The sequence below is a fragment of the Flavobacterium ginsenosidimutans genome (genome assembly GCF_037478105.1).
In the GTDB taxonomy this organism is placed as follows: Bacteria; Bacteroidota; Bacteroidia; order Flavobacteriales; family Flavobacteriaceae; genus Flavobacterium; species Flavobacterium ginsenosidimutans.
Window position 1 is genome coordinate 3182360 of the sequence record NZ_CP147988.1, and the last position, 18568, is coordinate 3200927.

14 protein-coding genes are annotated in these 18568 nt (G+C 32.8%); 3 read left to right on the plus strand and 11 right to left on the minus strand.

Annotation, left to right across the window (positions count from 1 at the left end; genetic code table 11):
- Positions 1-192 precede the first annotated feature (192 nt).
- On the plus strand, positions 193-2193 hold the full coding sequence (locus V6624_RS14005; protein WP_111291183.1) for a heavy metal translocating P-type ATPase: 2001 nt from the start codon (positions 193-195) through the stop codon (positions 2191-2193).
- Between the two features lie 109 nt (positions 2194-2302).
- A complete protein-coding gene (locus V6624_RS14010; protein WP_338839001.1) occupies positions 2303-2914 on the plus strand; it encodes a hypothetical protein in 612 nt (203 codons plus the stop codon).
- 19 nt (positions 2915-2933) lie between these two features.
- Here the strand turns inward: V6624_RS14010 and V6624_RS14015 are convergent, their stop codons facing one another.
- From V6624_RS14015 to V6624_RS14060, 10 genes are all read right to left on the minus strand, one after another.
- Positions 2934-4205 (minus strand): DUF6624 domain-containing protein, encoded by a 1272-nt coding sequence (locus tag V6624_RS14015; protein WP_338839003.1) that lies wholly within the window; start codon positions 4203-4205, stop codon positions 2934-2936.
- An 83-nt stretch (positions 4206-4288) separates the two neighbouring features.
- Positions 4289-4939 (minus strand): VOC family protein, encoded by a 651-nt coding sequence (locus V6624_RS14020; protein WP_338839004.1) that lies wholly within the window; start codon positions 4937-4939, stop codon positions 4289-4291.
- Between the two features lie 640 nt (positions 4940-5579).
- Complete coding sequence (locus tag V6624_RS14025; protein WP_338839005.1) at positions 5580-6722, minus strand: cytochrome-c peroxidase; 1143 nt, start codon at positions 6720-6722, stop codon at positions 5580-5582.
- Between the two features lie 165 nt (positions 6723-6887).
- Positions 6888-8354, minus strand: a complete 1467-nt coding sequence (locus V6624_RS14030; protein WP_338839007.1) for a hypothetical protein — start codon at positions 8352-8354, stop codon at positions 6888-6890.
- Positions 8341-9798, minus strand: a complete 1458-nt coding sequence (locus tag V6624_RS14035; protein ID WP_338839009.1) for a RagB/SusD family nutrient uptake outer membrane protein — start codon at positions 9796-9798, stop codon at positions 8341-8343. The genes V6624_RS14030 and V6624_RS14035 overlap by 14 nt, the downstream gene beginning before the upstream one ends.
- 4 nt (positions 9799-9802) lie before the next feature.
- Positions 9803-13162, minus strand: coding sequence for a SusC/RagA family TonB-linked outer membrane protein (locus tag V6624_RS14040; RefSeq protein ID WP_338839011.1), 3360 nt, complete (start codon positions 13160-13162; stop codon positions 9803-9805).
- Between the two features lie 10 nt (positions 13163-13172).
- On the minus strand, positions 13173-14276 hold the full coding sequence (locus V6624_RS14045; protein WP_338839013.1) for a FecR family protein: 1104 nt from the start codon (positions 14274-14276) through the stop codon (positions 13173-13175).
- A 67-nt stretch (positions 14277-14343) separates the two neighbouring features.
- The gene (locus V6624_RS14050) at positions 14344-14943 is read right to left on the minus strand and encodes an RNA polymerase sigma-70 factor (protein ID WP_111290426.1); all 600 of its coding nucleotides are present in this window, start codon (positions 14941-14943) and stop codon (positions 14344-14346) included.
- A gap of 222 nt (positions 14944-15165) precedes the next feature.
- Positions 15166-15786: a hypothetical protein gene (locus V6624_RS14055; protein ID WP_338839014.1), complete on the minus strand. Its 621-nt coding sequence runs from the start codon at positions 15784-15786 to the stop codon at positions 15166-15168.
- A 219-nt stretch (positions 15787-16005) separates the two neighbouring features.
- Positions 16006-16437 (minus strand): DUF1810 domain-containing protein, encoded by a 432-nt coding sequence (locus V6624_RS14060; protein WP_111290430.1) that lies wholly within the window; start codon positions 16435-16437, stop codon positions 16006-16008.
- A gap of 364 nt (positions 16438-16801) precedes the next feature.
- Between V6624_RS14060 and V6624_RS14065 the strand changes: the two genes are divergently transcribed.
- A complete protein-coding gene (locus V6624_RS14065; RefSeq protein WP_111291187.1) occupies positions 16802-17551 on the plus strand; it encodes a dihydrodipicolinate reductase C-terminal domain-containing protein in 750 nt (249 codons plus the stop codon).
- Positions 17552-17807: 256 nt separating this feature from the next.
- Here V6624_RS14065 and V6624_RS14070 read toward each other — a convergent pair whose 3' ends face one another.
- The gene (locus V6624_RS14070) at positions 17808-18554 is read right to left on the minus strand and encodes a succinate dehydrogenase/fumarate reductase iron-sulfur subunit (protein ID WP_338839016.1); all 747 of its coding nucleotides are present in this window, start codon (positions 18552-18554) and stop codon (positions 17808-17810) included.
- Positions 18555-18568: the final 14 nt, after the last annotated feature.

The following is an 18568-nucleotide window of genomic DNA, read 5'->3' on the forward strand; positions in this document are numbered from 1 at the left end:
TAAAGCTGGAGGCAACTCAATTGGACTTGGCGTCTTTGCGAGATTAACTCAATCAGACTTAAAAAAAAAACTTTGTGCCTTAGTGCCTTTGTGGCAATAAACTTTACCACAAATTGCTTAAATTTAGGACATTATTTTAAACAAAAATTTCAGGCATTTAAAACACGAAACCTGAAACCTGAAACTCAAAAAATGATACATCAAGATAAAGAAGTAAAAACCGCAAAAAATAAAGTTAAACCTTCCTGCTGCTGTTCACATGACGAGCCTGTGCATTCCGAAAATAATGGGCACGATCACGAAGGTCATGATCATGAACATAGTGCAAACGGCAGTCTTTTTCAATTGTTTTTGCCATCAATTATATCCTTTGTTTTACTGCTAATCGGAATTGGTTTTGACAACTATTTTCCGCAAGAATGGTTTACAGGATATGTTAGAATCGTTTGGTATGCAATTGCCTATCTTCCAGTTGGAATTCCTGTTTTACGAGAAGCTTACGAAAGCATTGTAAAAGGAGATGTTTTCTCAGAGTTTTTCTTAATGTGTATTGCCACAATCGGCGCTTTTGCAATTGGTGAATATCCTGAGGGTGTTGCTGTAATGCTTTTTTATACCATTGGAGAAACTTTCCAAGGAATGGCAGTTAAAAGAGCAAAAACGAGCATTAAAAGTCTGCTGGATCAGCGTCCAGATGAGGTGCATGTTTTAGAAAATAATATTGCAGTAAAAGTCAAAGCCAAAGACGTTCAAATTGGAGCGATTATTCAACTAAAAGCAGGGGAAAAATTAGGCTTGGATGGCGAATTATTATCAGATTCTGCTTTCGTAAATACGGCTGCTTTGACAGGCGAAAGCAAACCAGCGACTAAAAAGAAAGGAGATACTGTTTTAGCAGGAATGATAAACGGAAACACCATTGTCGAAGTAAAAGTTACAACAGCTTATAGCGACAGTAAATTGTCTAAAATTTTAGAATTGGTGCAAAATGCTACGGCAAAAAAAGCACCTGCGGAATTGTTTATCAGAAAGTTTGCTAAAATCTATACGCCAATTGTAGTGTATTTGGCAATTGCAATTTGTTTGCTTCCAATGCTTTTTGTAGATAATTATGTTTTTACTGATTGGCTGTATCGCGCTTTAGTATTTTTGGTTATCTCTTGTCCTTGTGCATTGGTTATCAGTATTCCGTTGGGATATTTTGGTGGAATTGGCGCTGCAAGTAAAAACGGAATTCTGTTTAAAGGAAGTAATTTTCTCGACAGTATTTCAAAGATTCAAAACGTTGTGGTAGACAAAACAGGAACTATGACTGAAGGTGTTTTTAAAGTCCAGGAAGTCATTATAAAACCCGAATTTAATAAAGATGAAATCTTAAAACTGGTCAATGTTTTAGAAAATAAAAGTTCGCATCCTGTTGCAACGGCTATCCATAATCATGTTGGCCCAATTGATTCTTCGATTGAATTAAAAGATATTGAAGAAATTTCTGGACATGGATTAAAAGCAACTCACAATGGAAAAGAATTGTATGTTGGAAATTTTAAAATGTTAGACAAATATTCTATTTCGTATGATATTGATCCATCTTCAATCGTTTATACCACGATTGCAATTGCATACGAAAATAAATTTGCGGGCTATTTAACCATTGCTGATGAAATTAAGGAAGATGCGAAAGAAACCGTTTCGAAACTAAAATCTTTAGGAGTAAAACTAACAATGCTGAGCGGAGATAAATCGAATGTGGTGCAATTTGTGGCACATAAGGTCGGAATTGCAAAAGCCTTTGGTGATTTGTTGCCAGAAGATAAAGTCAATAAAGTCAACAAAATTAAAGATAAAAACGAAACTGTTGCTTTTGTGGGCGATGGAGTAAACGATGCGCCTGTAATCGCTTTAAGTACTGTTGGAATTGCAATGGGGGGTTTAGGAAGCGACGCCTCAATTGAAACTGCCGATATTGTAATTCAAGATGATAAACCAAGTAAAATCGCAATGGCAATCAATATTGGGAAACAAACTAAAAAGATTGTCTGGCAGAATATTACACTGGCTTTTGCTGTAAAAGCTTTTGTGTTAATTCTCGGCGCGGGCGGACTAGCAACAATGTGGGAAGCAGTTTTTGCAGATGTTGGAGTGGCACTTTTAGCGATTTTGAATGCCGTGAGGATTCAGAGAATGAAGTTTTAACTGGATAAAATTATGTCTTATTATGATATGTTTTTAAATTTAATGAGGTATTGAAGGTATTGCGAATAAGTAAATTTGTAGAAATTCTTAAAATGTTTTTCAACAAAAAATGATAAGAGAAATGAGTTATACCAAACTAAACAAAGAAATTGAGAAGTATTATAAACAAAACAATATGTCATTTTATTATAATGCTTTAACAACGACAAAAGAAGAACAAGAATTGCATTTAAAAAGATATGATGAGATAAGAGATGTAGTTGTAAAAAAATGGATAGCAGAAAAAAAATATAAAGAACTTATTTCATGTGCTCACGGCGGATGGTTTAGTTATGAGGAGTTTACAAAACCTTTAGAAGAATATTTTATAAAAGAAAATCTGGTTTCATGTTTAAAATTTTTATGTGAAAGAGAGATTAGATTCAAAATTGAATCTACAATTAGTAGTTTAAAAGATTTGGAAGAAGATAATCCCAAAATAACTAAAGATATAATTATTAATTATAATAAAGATTTATACTGTGATGTTAGCAAGTATCATAGTTTTGAAAGCTCAATAAAGTATAGAAGAAAATCATTAGATTTATTAGATAAATACATTTTTAATCTAAAGAAAACCAAGGAAAAAGAGTATTTAAAAACTATAGAAAATATTCGTGAAAAGGTCTACAATGTTTCTATAAAAAAAACTGATTTAAAGGACATAAAAAATAAAATCTAGGCTCTTTTAATTGTGAGCCTTATAAAGAATCAACAATATCTTTCCATCTATTTTCAGAATAAAACGTTTCAAATTCTTTATTTGATAAGAGTACTTTTTTGTCTAAATCTCCTCTTAGGTAATTCAAACTTAAAAAATCTAAAGAAATGCTTCTGTACTGTTCGTCATGAGTTTGATTGTAAATTTTTGCAAACAGTTCAGAAGCTTCAAAATTTTGCTCACTTGTCATTCCGCCCAAAATCATGGACGCATTATTATAATTATCATACACTTTCTGAAACTCTTTTGTCTCGTAATACTTTTTAGCTTCGTTTATTAGCTTTAATGTACTTTCAGTATCTTCTTTATCTTTTTTTGAAGCTTCTTCAGCTGTTGGAATTGTGTATTTAAAACCATAATTTAAAGCATAAATTTTTAAAGGAAGAAGTCCAAATTCTTTTCTTCTTTTATCAGCTTCATTTTCTTTAATTATACCTCTAAAACTTGAAGCTTCACCATTTTGTGTCCAATTTACCTGCGTTCCGTAAACTTGTTTATAATTGAGATTGCATTGCACTCGGTCATACAAAAAAGCATAGTTTTCCATATCCAATTCTTTCGTCCCTTTTAATTTATCCATTTCATGTAAAGCTGCTTTTTGGAATAAAATATCCTGATCTGCGTGCTGTACAATTAGCCAGAAATTATGGGCACCATCTATTCCTATTTCTGATATTTTTGGCCAACCGTTGGTTTTCAGAATCTCTTTTGCTGTCGAAAGATTTTTAAAATCTAAGTCATTAATTTTCTGCTGTAATTCATTCAATAGAACAGGATCTGAAGTTTGTATTTTCCAATATCTAATTTTCTGATCTGCAATTCCCATTGCATTGATTTGTTTACGCAATTCTGGAAGTTTTAATTTTTTTTCATATTCCTGCTCTTTCAATTGTGCTTTTTGTTTAATCGTTTCCCACTTATATGGATATTTAGCACGTAAAAAATCAAAATACGGATCTATGGAAAGTTGCTCTGCTTCAGTCCATCCTTTATCTAGAGCTATATTTAAATATTTAAAAGCTTCTGCTTCATTTTGAGCTAACGAATACATTCCCGAAGCTTTATAAGCATTTAGCGCATCAGGTTCTTTAAGCAAAAAAGCTTTTTCCAGTTTTATAATAGCGTTTTTATAATCTTTTTGAAGATGAAGTAAAGAAGCTTCTGCGATTAATTTTTCGTATGCGAGATTGGTTTGCGCGTTAGAAACGTAAAAGCTCCAAAATAATAAGGTGAGGAAGAAGTATCTTTTCATACACTTTAAAAACTATATTATAAATATTTTTTTGCTGTGATGAAAATACAAATTATATTTTTATCTATTTGTTATAAAATTATTTATAAATGTATTTCAATTAAATTTTCATTGTTTTCTAGGGATATTTTAACGGGATTACTTTCAGAAGGAATTTGAGTTGGATACCAATTTCGATTGGGTTGCACCAGAATCAATAAACCTTCATGATCACCAATTGCAGCAAATTTTTCTGTATTTGTATTTTGAGAAAAGAAATGCAATCCGTGTTCTTCTATTAATTGATTTCCTAATTTTAATGGACTTTCCGTAACAATTCCGATTTCGCTTATGCTTAAAATGGAAGCAGAGTTGAATTCGCCAACCTGTTCATTATTAAGATCATGTCTAGCAATGAATTCAAGTAAATTTCCATTGTGATCGAAGAAATAAATAGAATGCGCATTCCAGTTTTCGAAATTAGTTACTACACTTTTATCGTCCAAAACAATTAAATCAACTTTGTTGTCACACCATTGAATGGCTTCTTCAAGCTGATTTTCGGGAATATTAAAAGCAAAATGATATATGGAATTAAATTCAGGATCTTCAATAAATTTTAAAATAGAACTTCCAGCCTGAAATGTTATTGATTTTTGGTCATTTTCCAGAATAAAAAGTCCAAAAAGGTTCTGATAAAATGCTTTCGTTTTTTGAATATCGTTTGTTTTAATTTGTATCTGATCTATTCTCATGGCTGTAATTTTTTTATAAAAGAAAAAGCTTCTTTTGGGTGACAGACAAATTTAAAAAATGCCCCCGATATCAGGGATGCAGCGCTATTTTATGCGTCAATGAAAGGATAGTAAATAATTATTGGTTGAAGTTAAATCGCATCTTTAAATATTTTATTAAAGTTACAAAAAGACAAACTGTCATTGTAGCAAGATTATCGAAAAATTTTCATCTTGTAATCTCTCCATTTAAATAAAAACTGGTTGTTTCAAATGAGTCCTTTTTTTGTAAGCTTCGGAGAAGCGAAATATTTATAGCAAAGGATAAATGTTTACAACATAAAGCTCCAGAGGAGCGACATATTTTTTCTGCAATCTAAATACATGTCGCTCCTCTGGAGCTTTTTTTATGTCTCTTATTGTAATTCTATAAATATTTTACCCCGCTGGGGTTTTACAGATAAATTAAATTTTATAAATATTTCGTCGAGCAAAAAAGCTGTCTTTGGAGATAGAATGTTTATATCTTAGCCTTGTTAAAAATTAAGTAGAAAAGAAAATGGTTAAATATAAAGGAGATAGCTAAAAAAAAGCCCATTTCATTAAGAAATGGGCTTTGTAATTTGCAGATTGTGGGGCAAAAAGCAAATCATCAACTAACTTATTTTGGCATTTCGGGAATTATAATTCTTCTTGTTGGCGTACTCAAAGTTTCAATAAAAGCCAATAAATCAGTGATTTCTTCTTTGTTTAAATCCAATTTTCTAAGCATCGGATCTGCTTTTGGAATTAGAGAATCTCTCGCTGTTCCTAGATATTTTTTCTGTACTGGAGACGGATTTCCTAAATTGTATAATTCTACAACATCCAATAAAGTTGGAAAATGTCCGTGATGCATCCACGGTCTAGTATTTACGACTTCGCGAAGTGTCGGTGTTCTGAATTTGCCAATATCTTTTACATCTTTCGTAACATTATAACGCCCAAAATCTTCATTTTTTGTTCCAAATAAAGTCTGGCCGTCATTATGAAACTGATTGTCGCTGAAATAAGGCGTATTATGACAGTTGATGCATTGTGCTTTGGTTCTAAATAAATGCATTCCTTTTACTTGCTGATCGGTATAAATATCTGATTTTCCGCTTACAAACTGATCAAATTTACTTTTCGGACTATTGATCGATCTTTCGAAAGTGGCAATTGCATATTGAATTCTTTCTAAAGTCACTTTTTTATCTCCAAAAGCCTCCGTAAATAAAGAATTATAGCCTTTAATTTTAGCAATTCTATCAACTGCAATTGTCAGCTTTTCGTTCATTTCCAAAGGATCTTGAACGGGAAATTGTGCTTGATCTTCCAAGCTTTTCGCTCTTCCGTCCCAAAATAGAGATGTGGCATACGCCGAATTTAAAATCGTCATCGAATTGCGCTTTCCAGTTTGGCGATCGTGACCAAAAGAACGTGTCAAGTTATCTGTCCAGCCCAATTCTGGATTATGGCAGGAAGCGCAAGCAATTTGACCGCTTTTTGATAATCTTGGATCAAAAAACAAAATCTTTCCCAAACTTTCTTTTTCCTTAGAATATGGATTATAAGCAGGATAAGGAACAGCAGGCAAAACGCCAATATCCTTAAATTTAGATTTATCTACGATTTCATGTAATTCTGCTGCGGGCCATTTCGAAGAATCTCCGCTGGAATACAATTTTCGTAATTCTTGAATATCAATATAATCAGGATTTTCGACGCCTTTGTAAGCCGTTAAGCCAACAAGGAAAAGAATAGGGAAGATTAGTTTTTTCAATTTTGTTTTCGTTTTTTTTTTGATTTGTTTTATGTTTCAAGTTTCAGGTTTCAAGTTGTTGCGAAACTTGAAACCTGAAACGTTTTTAGCCTCCAAAAGCTTTGTCAAAGTCTAAAACTTTGACAAAGCCCATTAACCATTAATAATTAACCATTAACAATTAAATTAAAGCGTAACTTCTTTAGGACAGTCAATGCTTAATGCTGCTGGTTTTGGATACGTTTTATTGTTGTACATTCTATATTGTGTAGAAACTGTTCCTCCAAACAGTTCATCGTTAGTTAGTTTCAACTCAAAAGAAATTTCGAATAAACCTGTACTTATTTCTTTGTATGTTCCTTCTCCCGAAATCGCAATGCTGTAGCTATTTTTGTTGGATCCTGTAATGGTAATATATTGCGGAATTACCAATACATTTCCTTCTGTTTTGCTATTTCCGTCTGCTGGGAAAAATTCTAGTGCAGACGTGATATTAAATCCAGGCGAGTTTGCTGCAGTTGTACTTTCGTTAGAAAACCATCTTTTTAAATTGAATGAATTGGTTGTGTTTGTTCCAGTTGCAACATTAAATCCAATTTTGAATGCATCGTGGTAAACATCGTCATCTGGATTTGCAGTGCCTTTATCACTGTATAAAATAGCATTTTGATTATCTTTTGTTACGACAACAGGATATGTAAATGCATTGTAGGTTTGCCATGCACAAACACCGCTTTTGTCAAACCAAGTTTCGCCATAAGTTAAATAATACTGATTGCTCAAATCGTAAAAATTAGAAGCTGGATTTGCATTGATATCTCTTGTCGATTTTATTGGTTTTACAATCTGTAGAATTGTATTTCCAGTTGCAGTATAATCGCCGGCATTAATTAAAGTAAGCGAAGATTCATAATAAACATCATCATTCTGAATATCATCCAAAAGAGTTAAATGATACGTAATTGAATTTCGGTTATCTCCAAAATCATCGTGAGTCAGGGAATAACTAAATCCGTTTAAGAACTTGAATATTTGTAGATTTTCTATTTCTGAAGGGAAAAATCCGTTTGGAAAATTCACTTTAAAATCAATTGTTTCTCCAGCTTCTCCTTTTACAATATACTGTGTTACAGGAAAAGTATAATTGGTTGTGATTGCTCCTAAATCAATTTTGAAAGTATCGTTTGGATATTCAGAATTAAGGCTTCCAATGTGAATTTCAGGATCTGAAACGGTTTCTAATTTTAAACTGATGCTTTGATTTTCTTTCCATCTTTTATCAAAAGAAACAAAAATCGTATCGGTCAATTTACTGCCTTGAAAAACCAATTCATTGATTGGATTTACCGTAAAACTTTCGCTATCGTCAGTTGATGAAACAGCGCTAAAATTTGCAGTAACAGCACTTTTTAAAGAGCGTGTTGTTAAAGCTACTGGAACTTTCAATGTTTTTACAGAGCTGTTTGTGTAAGTCGCCACAGGAACTAAATTTCCGTTAACCGTTGGGTATTCCAAAGGTACATTGCTACTGCTAACTTGAAAATTAAATCTTAAATAGGGATCTATTTCAGAACCTAATTTATAATCGTCTTTGGAACAAGAAGCCAAAAGCAAGGCTAGAGCTAATATGCGAAATATCTTAATAGGATTCATTTTGTTGTAAGTTTGCATTAAGATTAATATTATAAGTCGGTATTGGTAACACGTATTTTAATGATGGATAAGACATAGTGCAATTGGTCGAAATACATCCGTCAATTCTTGAAACTCCTTTGTGATTGCGTGCAAGATCAAAGAATAATTGTCCTTCAAAACAAAGTTCTTTTCTTCTTTCTAAAAGAATTTTTTCTTTTAAATTATCTGTAGAAGTCAGCAAAGTTGCATTGGCGCGAGCACGAATAATATTAACATCGGCCATAGCAACGTCAGATTGATTGTTTTCTAAAGCAGCTTCGGCACGTATTAAATACATTTCACTTAATCTGAAAGCGACATAACCTGCATTATCTTGAAATTTTCGAGTAAAACTGTATTGAACTGGCGTTAATACTCCGTTGACTAAAGTCGAAAGATCAACATTAAGAAACAGCTGTTTTCTTAAATCGTTATTTTCGTAAAGATCAATTAAATCGTTAGATGCAACGTAATTCGCATAACTAGTTTCGTTATATCCAAAGTAAGAAGCCATTGAAGAAGAAACGTTTCCTTCTGAATCTTTAGGAATTGAAAATTCTAATAAAGCCTCAGAAATAGGTAAATCCGGCTGAGCCCATTGTGCTATTAAATCTGATGAATTTACTAATGCAACTCCTGAATTTGTAATGACATCATTTGCCATTGCATAAGCATTTGTCCAGTCTTTTTGAAAAAGATATACTCTTGCTAGTAAAGCTTTTGTGCTATTTTTTCCAAAATAAGATAAAGCTGAACCTTCCATTGCTGGTTGATCTGAATAACTCTCAATAGCCGTTTTTAAATCATTTATAATTAAAGAATAAGTAACAGCCAATGTTTCTCTTTTAGGATATTTAAGTCCTGATTTTATAGATTCGGTATTGTATACAACGCCTAAATGTGATGCATCTGGAGTATAACCATAATCCTGACTGTAAACCTGAGATAAAAGAAAATGGGTGTATGCTCTAATGGTCAAAGCTTCTGCCATTATTTGTTTTTTCTCTATGTCAGTTGCATCGGTTAGGGCAGGAGTGTACTCTAATATTAAATTAGCCTGATTGATAATGTCGTAACTGCCATCATAGAAAGACTTAAAATTACTGGATTCGGCTGCATCTTCAAAAGAATATACTTCTTTAATATTGAGTGCAGCAGTAATTTGCCCTTTACTATTTCCTGAAGAAGCTGGCGTAAACTTAATATTTCCGCCTTGTAAATCTGCATATACCGCAAAACGTTCTCCTCTCACATTAGCTTCGACTTCTTTGTAAAGACCTTTTAAAGCTGTTAAAACCCCAGCTTTATCTTGAAGAAGTTCGTCTATAGAGGTTTGCGTTCCAGGTTCTTGTTCCAGAAAATCACTGCAGCTTTGCAATGAAAAAATCAGGATTACTATTGTTATATATTTTAAATAATTCATCGTTTTAAAATTTTGCATTAACACCAAGTGAAATTGTTCTTGCCTGAGGATAGGTAAAACTAAACTCACGAATTCCGTTCATTCCCTTCGGACTTTTTTCTTTGTACCAATACAGCACATTTGTTGCATCTGCAAAAACAGAAAGTGTATCCAAGAAAATATTTTTGATAGGAACATTATAGCTAAGATTGATGTTGCTTATTCTCAAATAAGTAGCATCGTAAACGTATTTGCTTAAATTTGAAGTAACTGGCGATCCAGCAACTGCCGATTGAGAAACGATATCTCCAGGATTTCTCCAATGATCATCTGCATTTACAGAAAGATTTCGGTTAGACGTATTTGAATATTTGTCGATCAAAACGTCTGAAGCAAAGAAATCACCGCCTACTTGAAAATCTCCTCTAACGGATAAAACTAAATTATTATAGAAAGTAAAATTGTTGTAAAAACCTCCATACGCTTTTGCTTGTGTGTCTCCAATTGGTTCCCAATCTGCTGCACTAAATAAAGTTCTGTAGGTAACAAGATCGTAAATCTGACCGTTTTTAGTAACCAAATCTCTTCCTGTTGCAGGATCAACTCCAACCCATTTTATTCCCCATATTGTAGTGGTGCTGTAACCGATTTTTTGAGCCAATGCAAGTTCTGCCAAAGAATAATCGCTTCCTAAACCTTTTAAATCAGTTACTTTGCTATCAACAGTTGAAATATTGAATGCCGTTGTCCATTTAAAAGCATTGCTTTTTATCCATTTAATTCGTGTAGAAAGTTCAAAACCTTTGTTGTACATACTTGCTGCGTTCAGCTGCATTGAAGAATAACCTGTTTCAGTAGGAATATCTCGTGTAGTGATTAAATCACTTTTGTTATCATAGTAATATTCTAAACTCAATTCAACACGATCAAAAATATTGAAATCAATTCCTGCGTTAAATTTTGTATTCTTTTCCCAACTTAGATCTCCGTTGGGAGCTGTTCCTGTAGTTGCGCCAGATCCTCCGTTATAATTGTTTTGAGCTATATTGTACAAACCTTTTGATCTGTAAGAACCAATTCTAGAATTTCCTGTTGTACCATAACTTGTTTTCAGTTTTAAGAAATTGACCCAAGAATTACGATTAAAAAAGGATTCATTACTAATGATCCAGCTTGCTCCAGCACCGCCGTTATTAGCAACATCAGAATCGTCGCCAAAAACAGAACTTTGGTCACGACGGAAATTGGCCAAAAAGTAATAACGCTTTTTATAATTGTAATTTACCTGAGAAAACAATGAAACTCTTGAATTATAACTAATCTCACTTCCAATGGTCTGATTGCTATTAGTTTCGTCTGCTTCAGTTGCTGGATTGTCATCTCTAATGGCATTAGAAACAGGATTAATAACATACGGATTAACAAATCCGACACCAGATTGGTAACGGAAATCCGTTTTATCTTGAGAAAGTTCGAAACCAACAACACCGTCAACGGCATGATTTTCTGTAAGCTGTTTGTCAAATAAAGCTTGTCCTTGCCAGTTCCATTTTTTAGCATTTCTTTCATTGATAAGTCGGCGTCCCCATCTGGGATATGTTATATTATCTAAAGTGAAAGTCCCAGCAAACTGTCCGCTTTCGTTCTGAGCTGAGAAATAGCGATCTTGATCTTTATCCGTATAATCCATACCAAAAAGCGTAGAAAATTTGATAGCATTACTTAGTTTATAAGAAAGGCTTAAACTTCCAAAAAGGCCATAAGTCTGTGCTTCGTTTTTATTTTGCTCGATTGCGGCAAGCGGATTTCCTCGCGTCATACCACTCACGCCAAGCGTAGAGTAAGAGCCGTCTTCGTTATAAGGAGAAAGAGTAGGCAAGTAAGCAAAAGAATAAAAGATATTTGGCGCATCTTTCTGAATAAAACTCGGATTAAGCATTAAGTTAATATCCAGTTTATTAGAACTATAGCCCAAATTAATTCCAGCATTTAATTGTTTGGTTGAATTGCCTAATTGCGGTTCATCAATTTTTAAATAACTGATATTTGTTCGATAAGTGAATTTTGTAGTAGAACCAGAAACATTAAAATTATATTTATTGTAAACTCCAGTTCTATTTAATAGTTTAAACCAGTCAGTGTTAACTCCGTTGTATTCAAGAAGCGCAGATCCTGGAGAAGTATTTTTTAAATATTCATTTCGAAGTTCTGTATATTGTTCTCCGTTTAAATATTTAATCTGATTAATAGCAGACGAAACCCCAAGCTGATTAGAGAAACCAAACTGAGTTTTTCCCTTTTTTCCTTTTTTAGTAGTAATCAAAATTACACCATTTGCTCCGTCAGCACCATAAATACCAACAGCCGCAGCGTCTTTAAGGACAGAAATCGTTTCAATATTTTCGGGTGCAATTTTCATTAACGGATTTCCGAAACTTTCTGTAAAATCGCCATTTCCGCTAAAATATGAACTATCAATTCCATATTCTTCACCCATAATAACTCCATCGATAATAATTAGCGGCTGCGTCGAAGTTCCAGTTTTTGCTCCCGTTAATGATGGTAAAGTTCCCTGACCACGAATATTTATTTTTACAGGACCTCCAACTCCAGAAGTATTTTCGACCATAACTCCGGCGATCTGACCTGTAATCATTTTATCAATAGATTCAGAAGCTTGTTCTACAGCAATATCTTTTGCATTTAAAGTCGAAATACTACCAACAATTTCTTCTTTTAATTTTGTAGTTCCGTAAGATGAAGTTATAACAACCGGATTTAATTCGTCTGCAGCTTCTTGAAGATAAAAAACAAAATCTTTTTTCTGATCTGCTTTTTGAGATTGAGATTCCATTCCTAAAAAGCCAGCTTCAAGCACAAGATTTGGAATATTATTTCCTTTTAACTGATAAACAAATTTTCCGTTAAAATCAGTTATAGCGCCCATTCCAGTTCCTTTTATACGAATTGTAGCTCCTGGAAGTGGCTGTTTGTCTTTTACATTATAAACAGTTCCGCTAATAAATCTTTCCGTCTCCTGTGCAGTTCCAGTCGAAGAATCAGTAGGAGCAGAGCTTGTCAATAAAACCTGTTTTTTCTGAATGTAAAAGGATATGTTTTTGTCTTTTAATAACTGCGTTAAAGCGGTTTCTAAAGAGACATTATCTACATTTAAATCGGCTAATTGTTCGGCATCTATTTTTCTTGCGTTATAAATAATCCTAAAATCACTTTGTTCTTCAATCGTTTTGATAATTAAGCTTATAGGTTTATTCTTAGTATGTATTGTAATCAATTTATTCTGTGAAAATCCTTTAAAACCAGATATGAGTATGGCTAAGAAAAACAGAATTTTTCTTAAAACGGGTTGTATCTTAAATGTCATGTTTGTTTAATTATCGAGGATTGGTAATGGTAATGGTTTTTTGTTTAATAGAATAATTAAAAGGCGTGTCGCGTTTTAGCAGATCTAAGATGTTTTCGACACTAGAATCGCTGATTTTTATTGTGCCTGTAAAATTCTGTTTGGCCAAATCAGAATTTTCATTGACAATTTCAACGTCATACGTACGCTGAATAATCTTAGCGATAATAGAAAATGGAGTATCTTTAAAAGCAAGTTCGCCTTTTGTCCAGGCAGTATAAAAGGCAGGATCAACTTCTTTTAAGATAATTTTTTTAGAATTATTCTGCCAAGTCGCCATTTGGTTTGGCTCTAACAGAATAACATTAGATGGATTAACAGCTTGAGACATTTGAATGCTTCCTTCAATTAATGTACTATTAACTGTAGGGTTTTCAGGATAAGCGCTCACATTAAACTTAGTCCCAAGAACTTCAATATCAGTCTGATTCGCGTGTACAATAAACGGATGTGTTTTGTCTTTGGCAACTTCAAAAAATGCCTCACCAGTTAAATATACATTTCGATTTCCGTTTACACTAAATTGCTCTGGATAACGCAAAATAGTTCCCGAATTTAAACTCACAACTGTACCATCTGAAAGTCTAAGTTTGAAACGTTTTCCGTACGGAACATTAAGCGTATTATAAATAACTTCGTGATTTTGAACTTTGCCAAAATAGATAATTTCATTCGGGAATTTTTTGGCAACCAAATCGCCTTTGTCATTTAATAACGTAGTCTGATTTTTTCCTGAAAGATATTCTAAACGGCCGTCGCCCAATTCCAGAACAATCTCTTTTGGAGTTTCAGATGTATTATTAAATAAGTAAACAGAAGTTCCTAAACCCAAAGACACTAAAAACACCGCCGCATATTGTAAATATTGTCTAACACTGTTTTTTGGCTTCATTTGAATTACAGGTACAGCTTCAATTGATAAATCAGAAGAAAGTGTGGTTAATACCCAAATTTTCTTAGCGTTTATGAATTGTTTTTTATTTTCTTCCGATGCTTCGATCCAATCAAAAAGTGCCTGAACTTCTTGTTCTGAAGCTTCGTTAGAAAGGTATTTATTTATTATTTCCGATGTCATATCTGCGTTTTAAAACTTCTCGCTATAGTTAGTACACCTCAGAATTAAAATACCCTATCTTTTATTCTTAATTATTATAAATAAGGATAAAAATTAAGAACAAATAATCAGATAATTTCGTTTTTAAAATCTTCAAAGCCTTTGTCATATGGGCTTCAACGGCTTTTAAAGAAATTCCTAATTCTTCGGCGATTTCTGCATTTTTTTTATTCTCAAAGCGTTTTTTAATAAAAATTTCTCTGGTTTTTGGCGGCAGATCGCTGATAGATTCCTGAATAATTCGTTCTAATTCGGTTAATTCTAAAGTGTCGAACTGAATCGAGTTTAAAACTTCGATATCCAATTCTCTTTCCTTATGGTTTAAGAGGTCATTTTTGAATTTATCCTTCACTTTATTGTGTCGAATTAAATTCAAACATTTTGATTTGGCATAAGTAAACAAGAAAGCTTGAATTCCGTTAAGAGATTCTACATTTTCTCTGTTTTGCCATAGGTGTAGTAAGGCTTCCTGAGCAAGATTTTCAGCTTCATCTTGGTCATAAATAAACTGAACGCTGAAAGATTGGATTCTTCTAAAATACTTATCATAAAAAAACTTAAAGGCTGTTTCGTCGCCATCCTTAAAAGAATGGAAAAGATCTAATTCGAAACTGGCATTATTGTTCATTTAATAAGTTTATGTTTTGGAAAAGCAATATTAAGTAAATTTTAAAAACTACTCCGTTTTGCTCAGAAAGCGGCAAATATAAAAGTTTATTTATATTAATTCTAAATAAAATAGAATTATTGAATGTTTTCAAAAAAATTATTCAGAATAGGTTTAGAAAGATCTTCTTTTAAAGAAATTTTCAATAAAAAAACTCCCAATTTATTATTGGGAGTTTAGATTTTAATTTAGAATTAGACACACTCTCTGAGACAATTGCCTTGCTAATTGAGGCACATCGTTGTCTAAAATCGTATACGGAATGAGTTTTCGTTTCTCAATAATTTTCTCTTTGGAGTAAATAAGATTAAAATAATCTTTTGGAGTATTCCTATTTATTTCAGCTTTTGGAATTTCTTCGTAATAGAATTGCGATTCTTTTAATGAAGGGTATTTGTTCAAAAGATAATCGTTTACAGTATAAGCTTCTCCTTCTTTAGTTAAATCTTCGCGAAGAATTCCTGTTACCTTAGTTTTTTTAATATTGCGTTTTAAACTTCTATACGTTTCTCTTGTCATCGAAAAATCCGAAGATTTTGGATTTCCTTTTTTCGATAATTGTCGAATTACAGAAAGACGCACATAATCTCCATTTATTTCAGTTACTTTAAAAACGAAGTATTTTTTTTCTGTGCTCTGGCTGCCATTTACTCCTCTTTGTTTGCTAAAAATATAACTTCCAAGCTGTAGTTTGTGTTCAGGAGTTTCCATTGTTTTCTTCCAGAGATAAGGTTTATAAACCGTTTCTCTAAAAACATAAATTACCAAGACTGCTAATATGCTTATTAAAAGTAGTTTTTTCATTAATTATAATTTGTGCAAATATTATTTTGTTGAGATTTCTTCAAAGATTTCGCCAAAAATAGTAAAATGAGAATTTATTTTGCATTAAAGTTTGTTAAGTTTTTTTTCATGAATTTCATAAAAGAACAAAGTCCGTAAAGCCTTATGTTATTACAAAAAGATTTCACGGACTTAATATAATTTTATTACAGAACTATAAAAGGATATAGTTTTAAAACTCTAAAGATTGCTGTACAGGAGCTGAATAGTATGAAAATCAGATGAGCCATCGAAATATTTATGAAGGACTTCCTGAAAAATAGGTTCGCTGTTTTGAACACTAGCAAACAATGTCATACACGATTTTAGTTTTTCTATATCGGGACTTCCAAAAATATCGCTTACTGTTTCTTCTTTTTTTATTAATTCAGATGTAATTTCTAGAAGATGTTTCCCTAAGATTGGATGCTCTAAAAAAGCAATTGCTTCATCGGCATTTTTGATTTCATAAAATTTAGAAGTATCACTAGAACCCATCCCTTTTATTTGAGGAAATATAAACCACATCCAAGGAGATTCTTTTTTACCATTTTTAATTTCGTCCAGAGCTGTTAAATACAATTTATTCTGAGCATCTAAAAAACGAAGCAGTTCATTGTTGTTGTAGGCCATTACTTACTGATATTTATTTGGGGTATCAGGTGATAAATCTAGTCAAAATATGTTTACTTGTATATTATGAAATCCTTTTTTTAAAGACATTTTTTAACATTATAAATGGAATAGTTTATAAAATCAATCTGCTTTAAAATTTTGACAAAAGAAAATTGTATTAACAGAAAAAATCGTATTAAGAAGTTTGTTTGTTGTTATAAAATTCACTTTTACTTAGTAATTCTGTTATGATTTTTCTATTTTTATGAACAAGCAGTTCTAAAACTGTTTTAAAAATTTAAATTAGGATTGATATTGAACGCTTTACAATATCAATATTTTTCAATCGGACAAAGCTTCGTCCACAAAAAAACAAATGCTTATGAAAATAGGATTAATCGGATTCGGAAAAACTGGAAAATCAGTAGCTTCAATACTATTAGAAAATAAAAAATTCAGCCTTGAATGGGTTTTAAGACAAAGTAATGTTTTGGAACACAGATCAGTTCCCGAGTTTTTTGGAATCCAGTCAGATGAACCCGGCTTAATCTATTCAAGTTCTCATACTTCTGTAGAAGAATTATTAGAAAAACATCCAGTAGATGCCATTATCGATTTTTCTTCTAGCGAAGGAATTTATACGTATGGAGAAACAGCAGCGAAATACAAAGTGAAAATCATTTCAGCAATTTCGCATTACAAGGAAAAAGAACTAAAATTATTGAAGAAACTGGCAGATAAAACAACTGTTTTCTGGTCGCCAAATATTACTTTGGGAGTAAATTATTTATTGTTTGCCGCTAAATTTTTAAAGAAAATTGCGCCGTGGGTTGATATTGAAGTAAATGAAGAACACTTTAAAGCAAAAGAAGGAACTTCTGGAACGGCTGTAAAAATTGCAGAAGCTCTTGATGTTGATAAAGAAAATATTAATGTAGTTAGGGCAGGAGGAATAGTTGGAAAACACGAAGTGATTTTTGGTTTTCCTTTTCAAACCGTACGTTTAATCCACGAATCGATTTCTAGGGAAGCATTTGGAAACGGAGTTATTTTTGTTGCCGAAAATTTGAAAGAGAAAGAAAAAGGCCTTTATAATTTTGAAGATATTTTGACGCCGTATTTTACTGTTTAAGTTTTTTTGCCACAAAGACTCGAAGGCACAAAATATTTTTTAATCTCGCAAAGTCGTAGAGTCGCTAAGTTTTTTTATTGAAAAAAGGTTTCTACCGTTTGTCTTCCTGAGCGATCCCGAAACTTCGGGAGAAAGATAAACGTACTGTATTTGAAGTATTTTTCTAATCTCGCAGAGTCGCGAAGTCTTAAAACTTAAAAAACTTAGCGACTCTGCGTCTTTGCGAGAAATTCTCTTCGTATTACAAGCTTTCATATTACTTTCTAAAAGTCAGAGCCTTCATATATTCTAAATTCATCTTAGCAATCGAAAGCACAGAAATTCCCTGCGGACATTCGATTTCACAAGCTCTAGTATCAGAGCAATTTCCAAAACCTTCTTCATCCATTTGTTTTACCATCGAAATCGCTCTTTTAGAAGCTTCAATTTTTCCTTGTGGAAGCAAAGCCAAATGCGTTATTTTGGCACCAACAAACAAAGCTGCGCTCGCATTTTTGCAGGAAGCAACACAAGCTCCGCATCCAATGCAGGCAGCCGCATCAAAAGCAGCTTCGGCGGTTTCGTACGAAATGGGAATGCTATTTGCTTCAGGCGCTTGACCTGTTGAAGCTCCAATAAAACCTCCTGCGGCTATTATCGAATCAAATGCTTTTCGATCAATTTTTAAATCTCTTAAAACAGGAAAAGCCTTTGCCCGAAATGGTTCTATATATATGGTGTCGCCATCTTTAAAACTTCTCATATGAAGTTGGCAAGTTGTAGTATTTTTTAAAGGTCCATGAGCTCGTCCATTGATCATTACACCGCATTGACCGCAGATTCCCTCTCGACAGTCATGATCAAATTCGATAACACGTTCTCCTTTCCGAATAAGCGATTCGTTCAAAAGATCCAACATTTCCAGAAACGACATATGCTCTGATACTTCATCAATTTCATAATCTGTCATTTCTCCTTTTGTAGAAGAATTAAATTGCCTCCATATTTTAAGATAAAGTTTCATGATAATTGTTAATT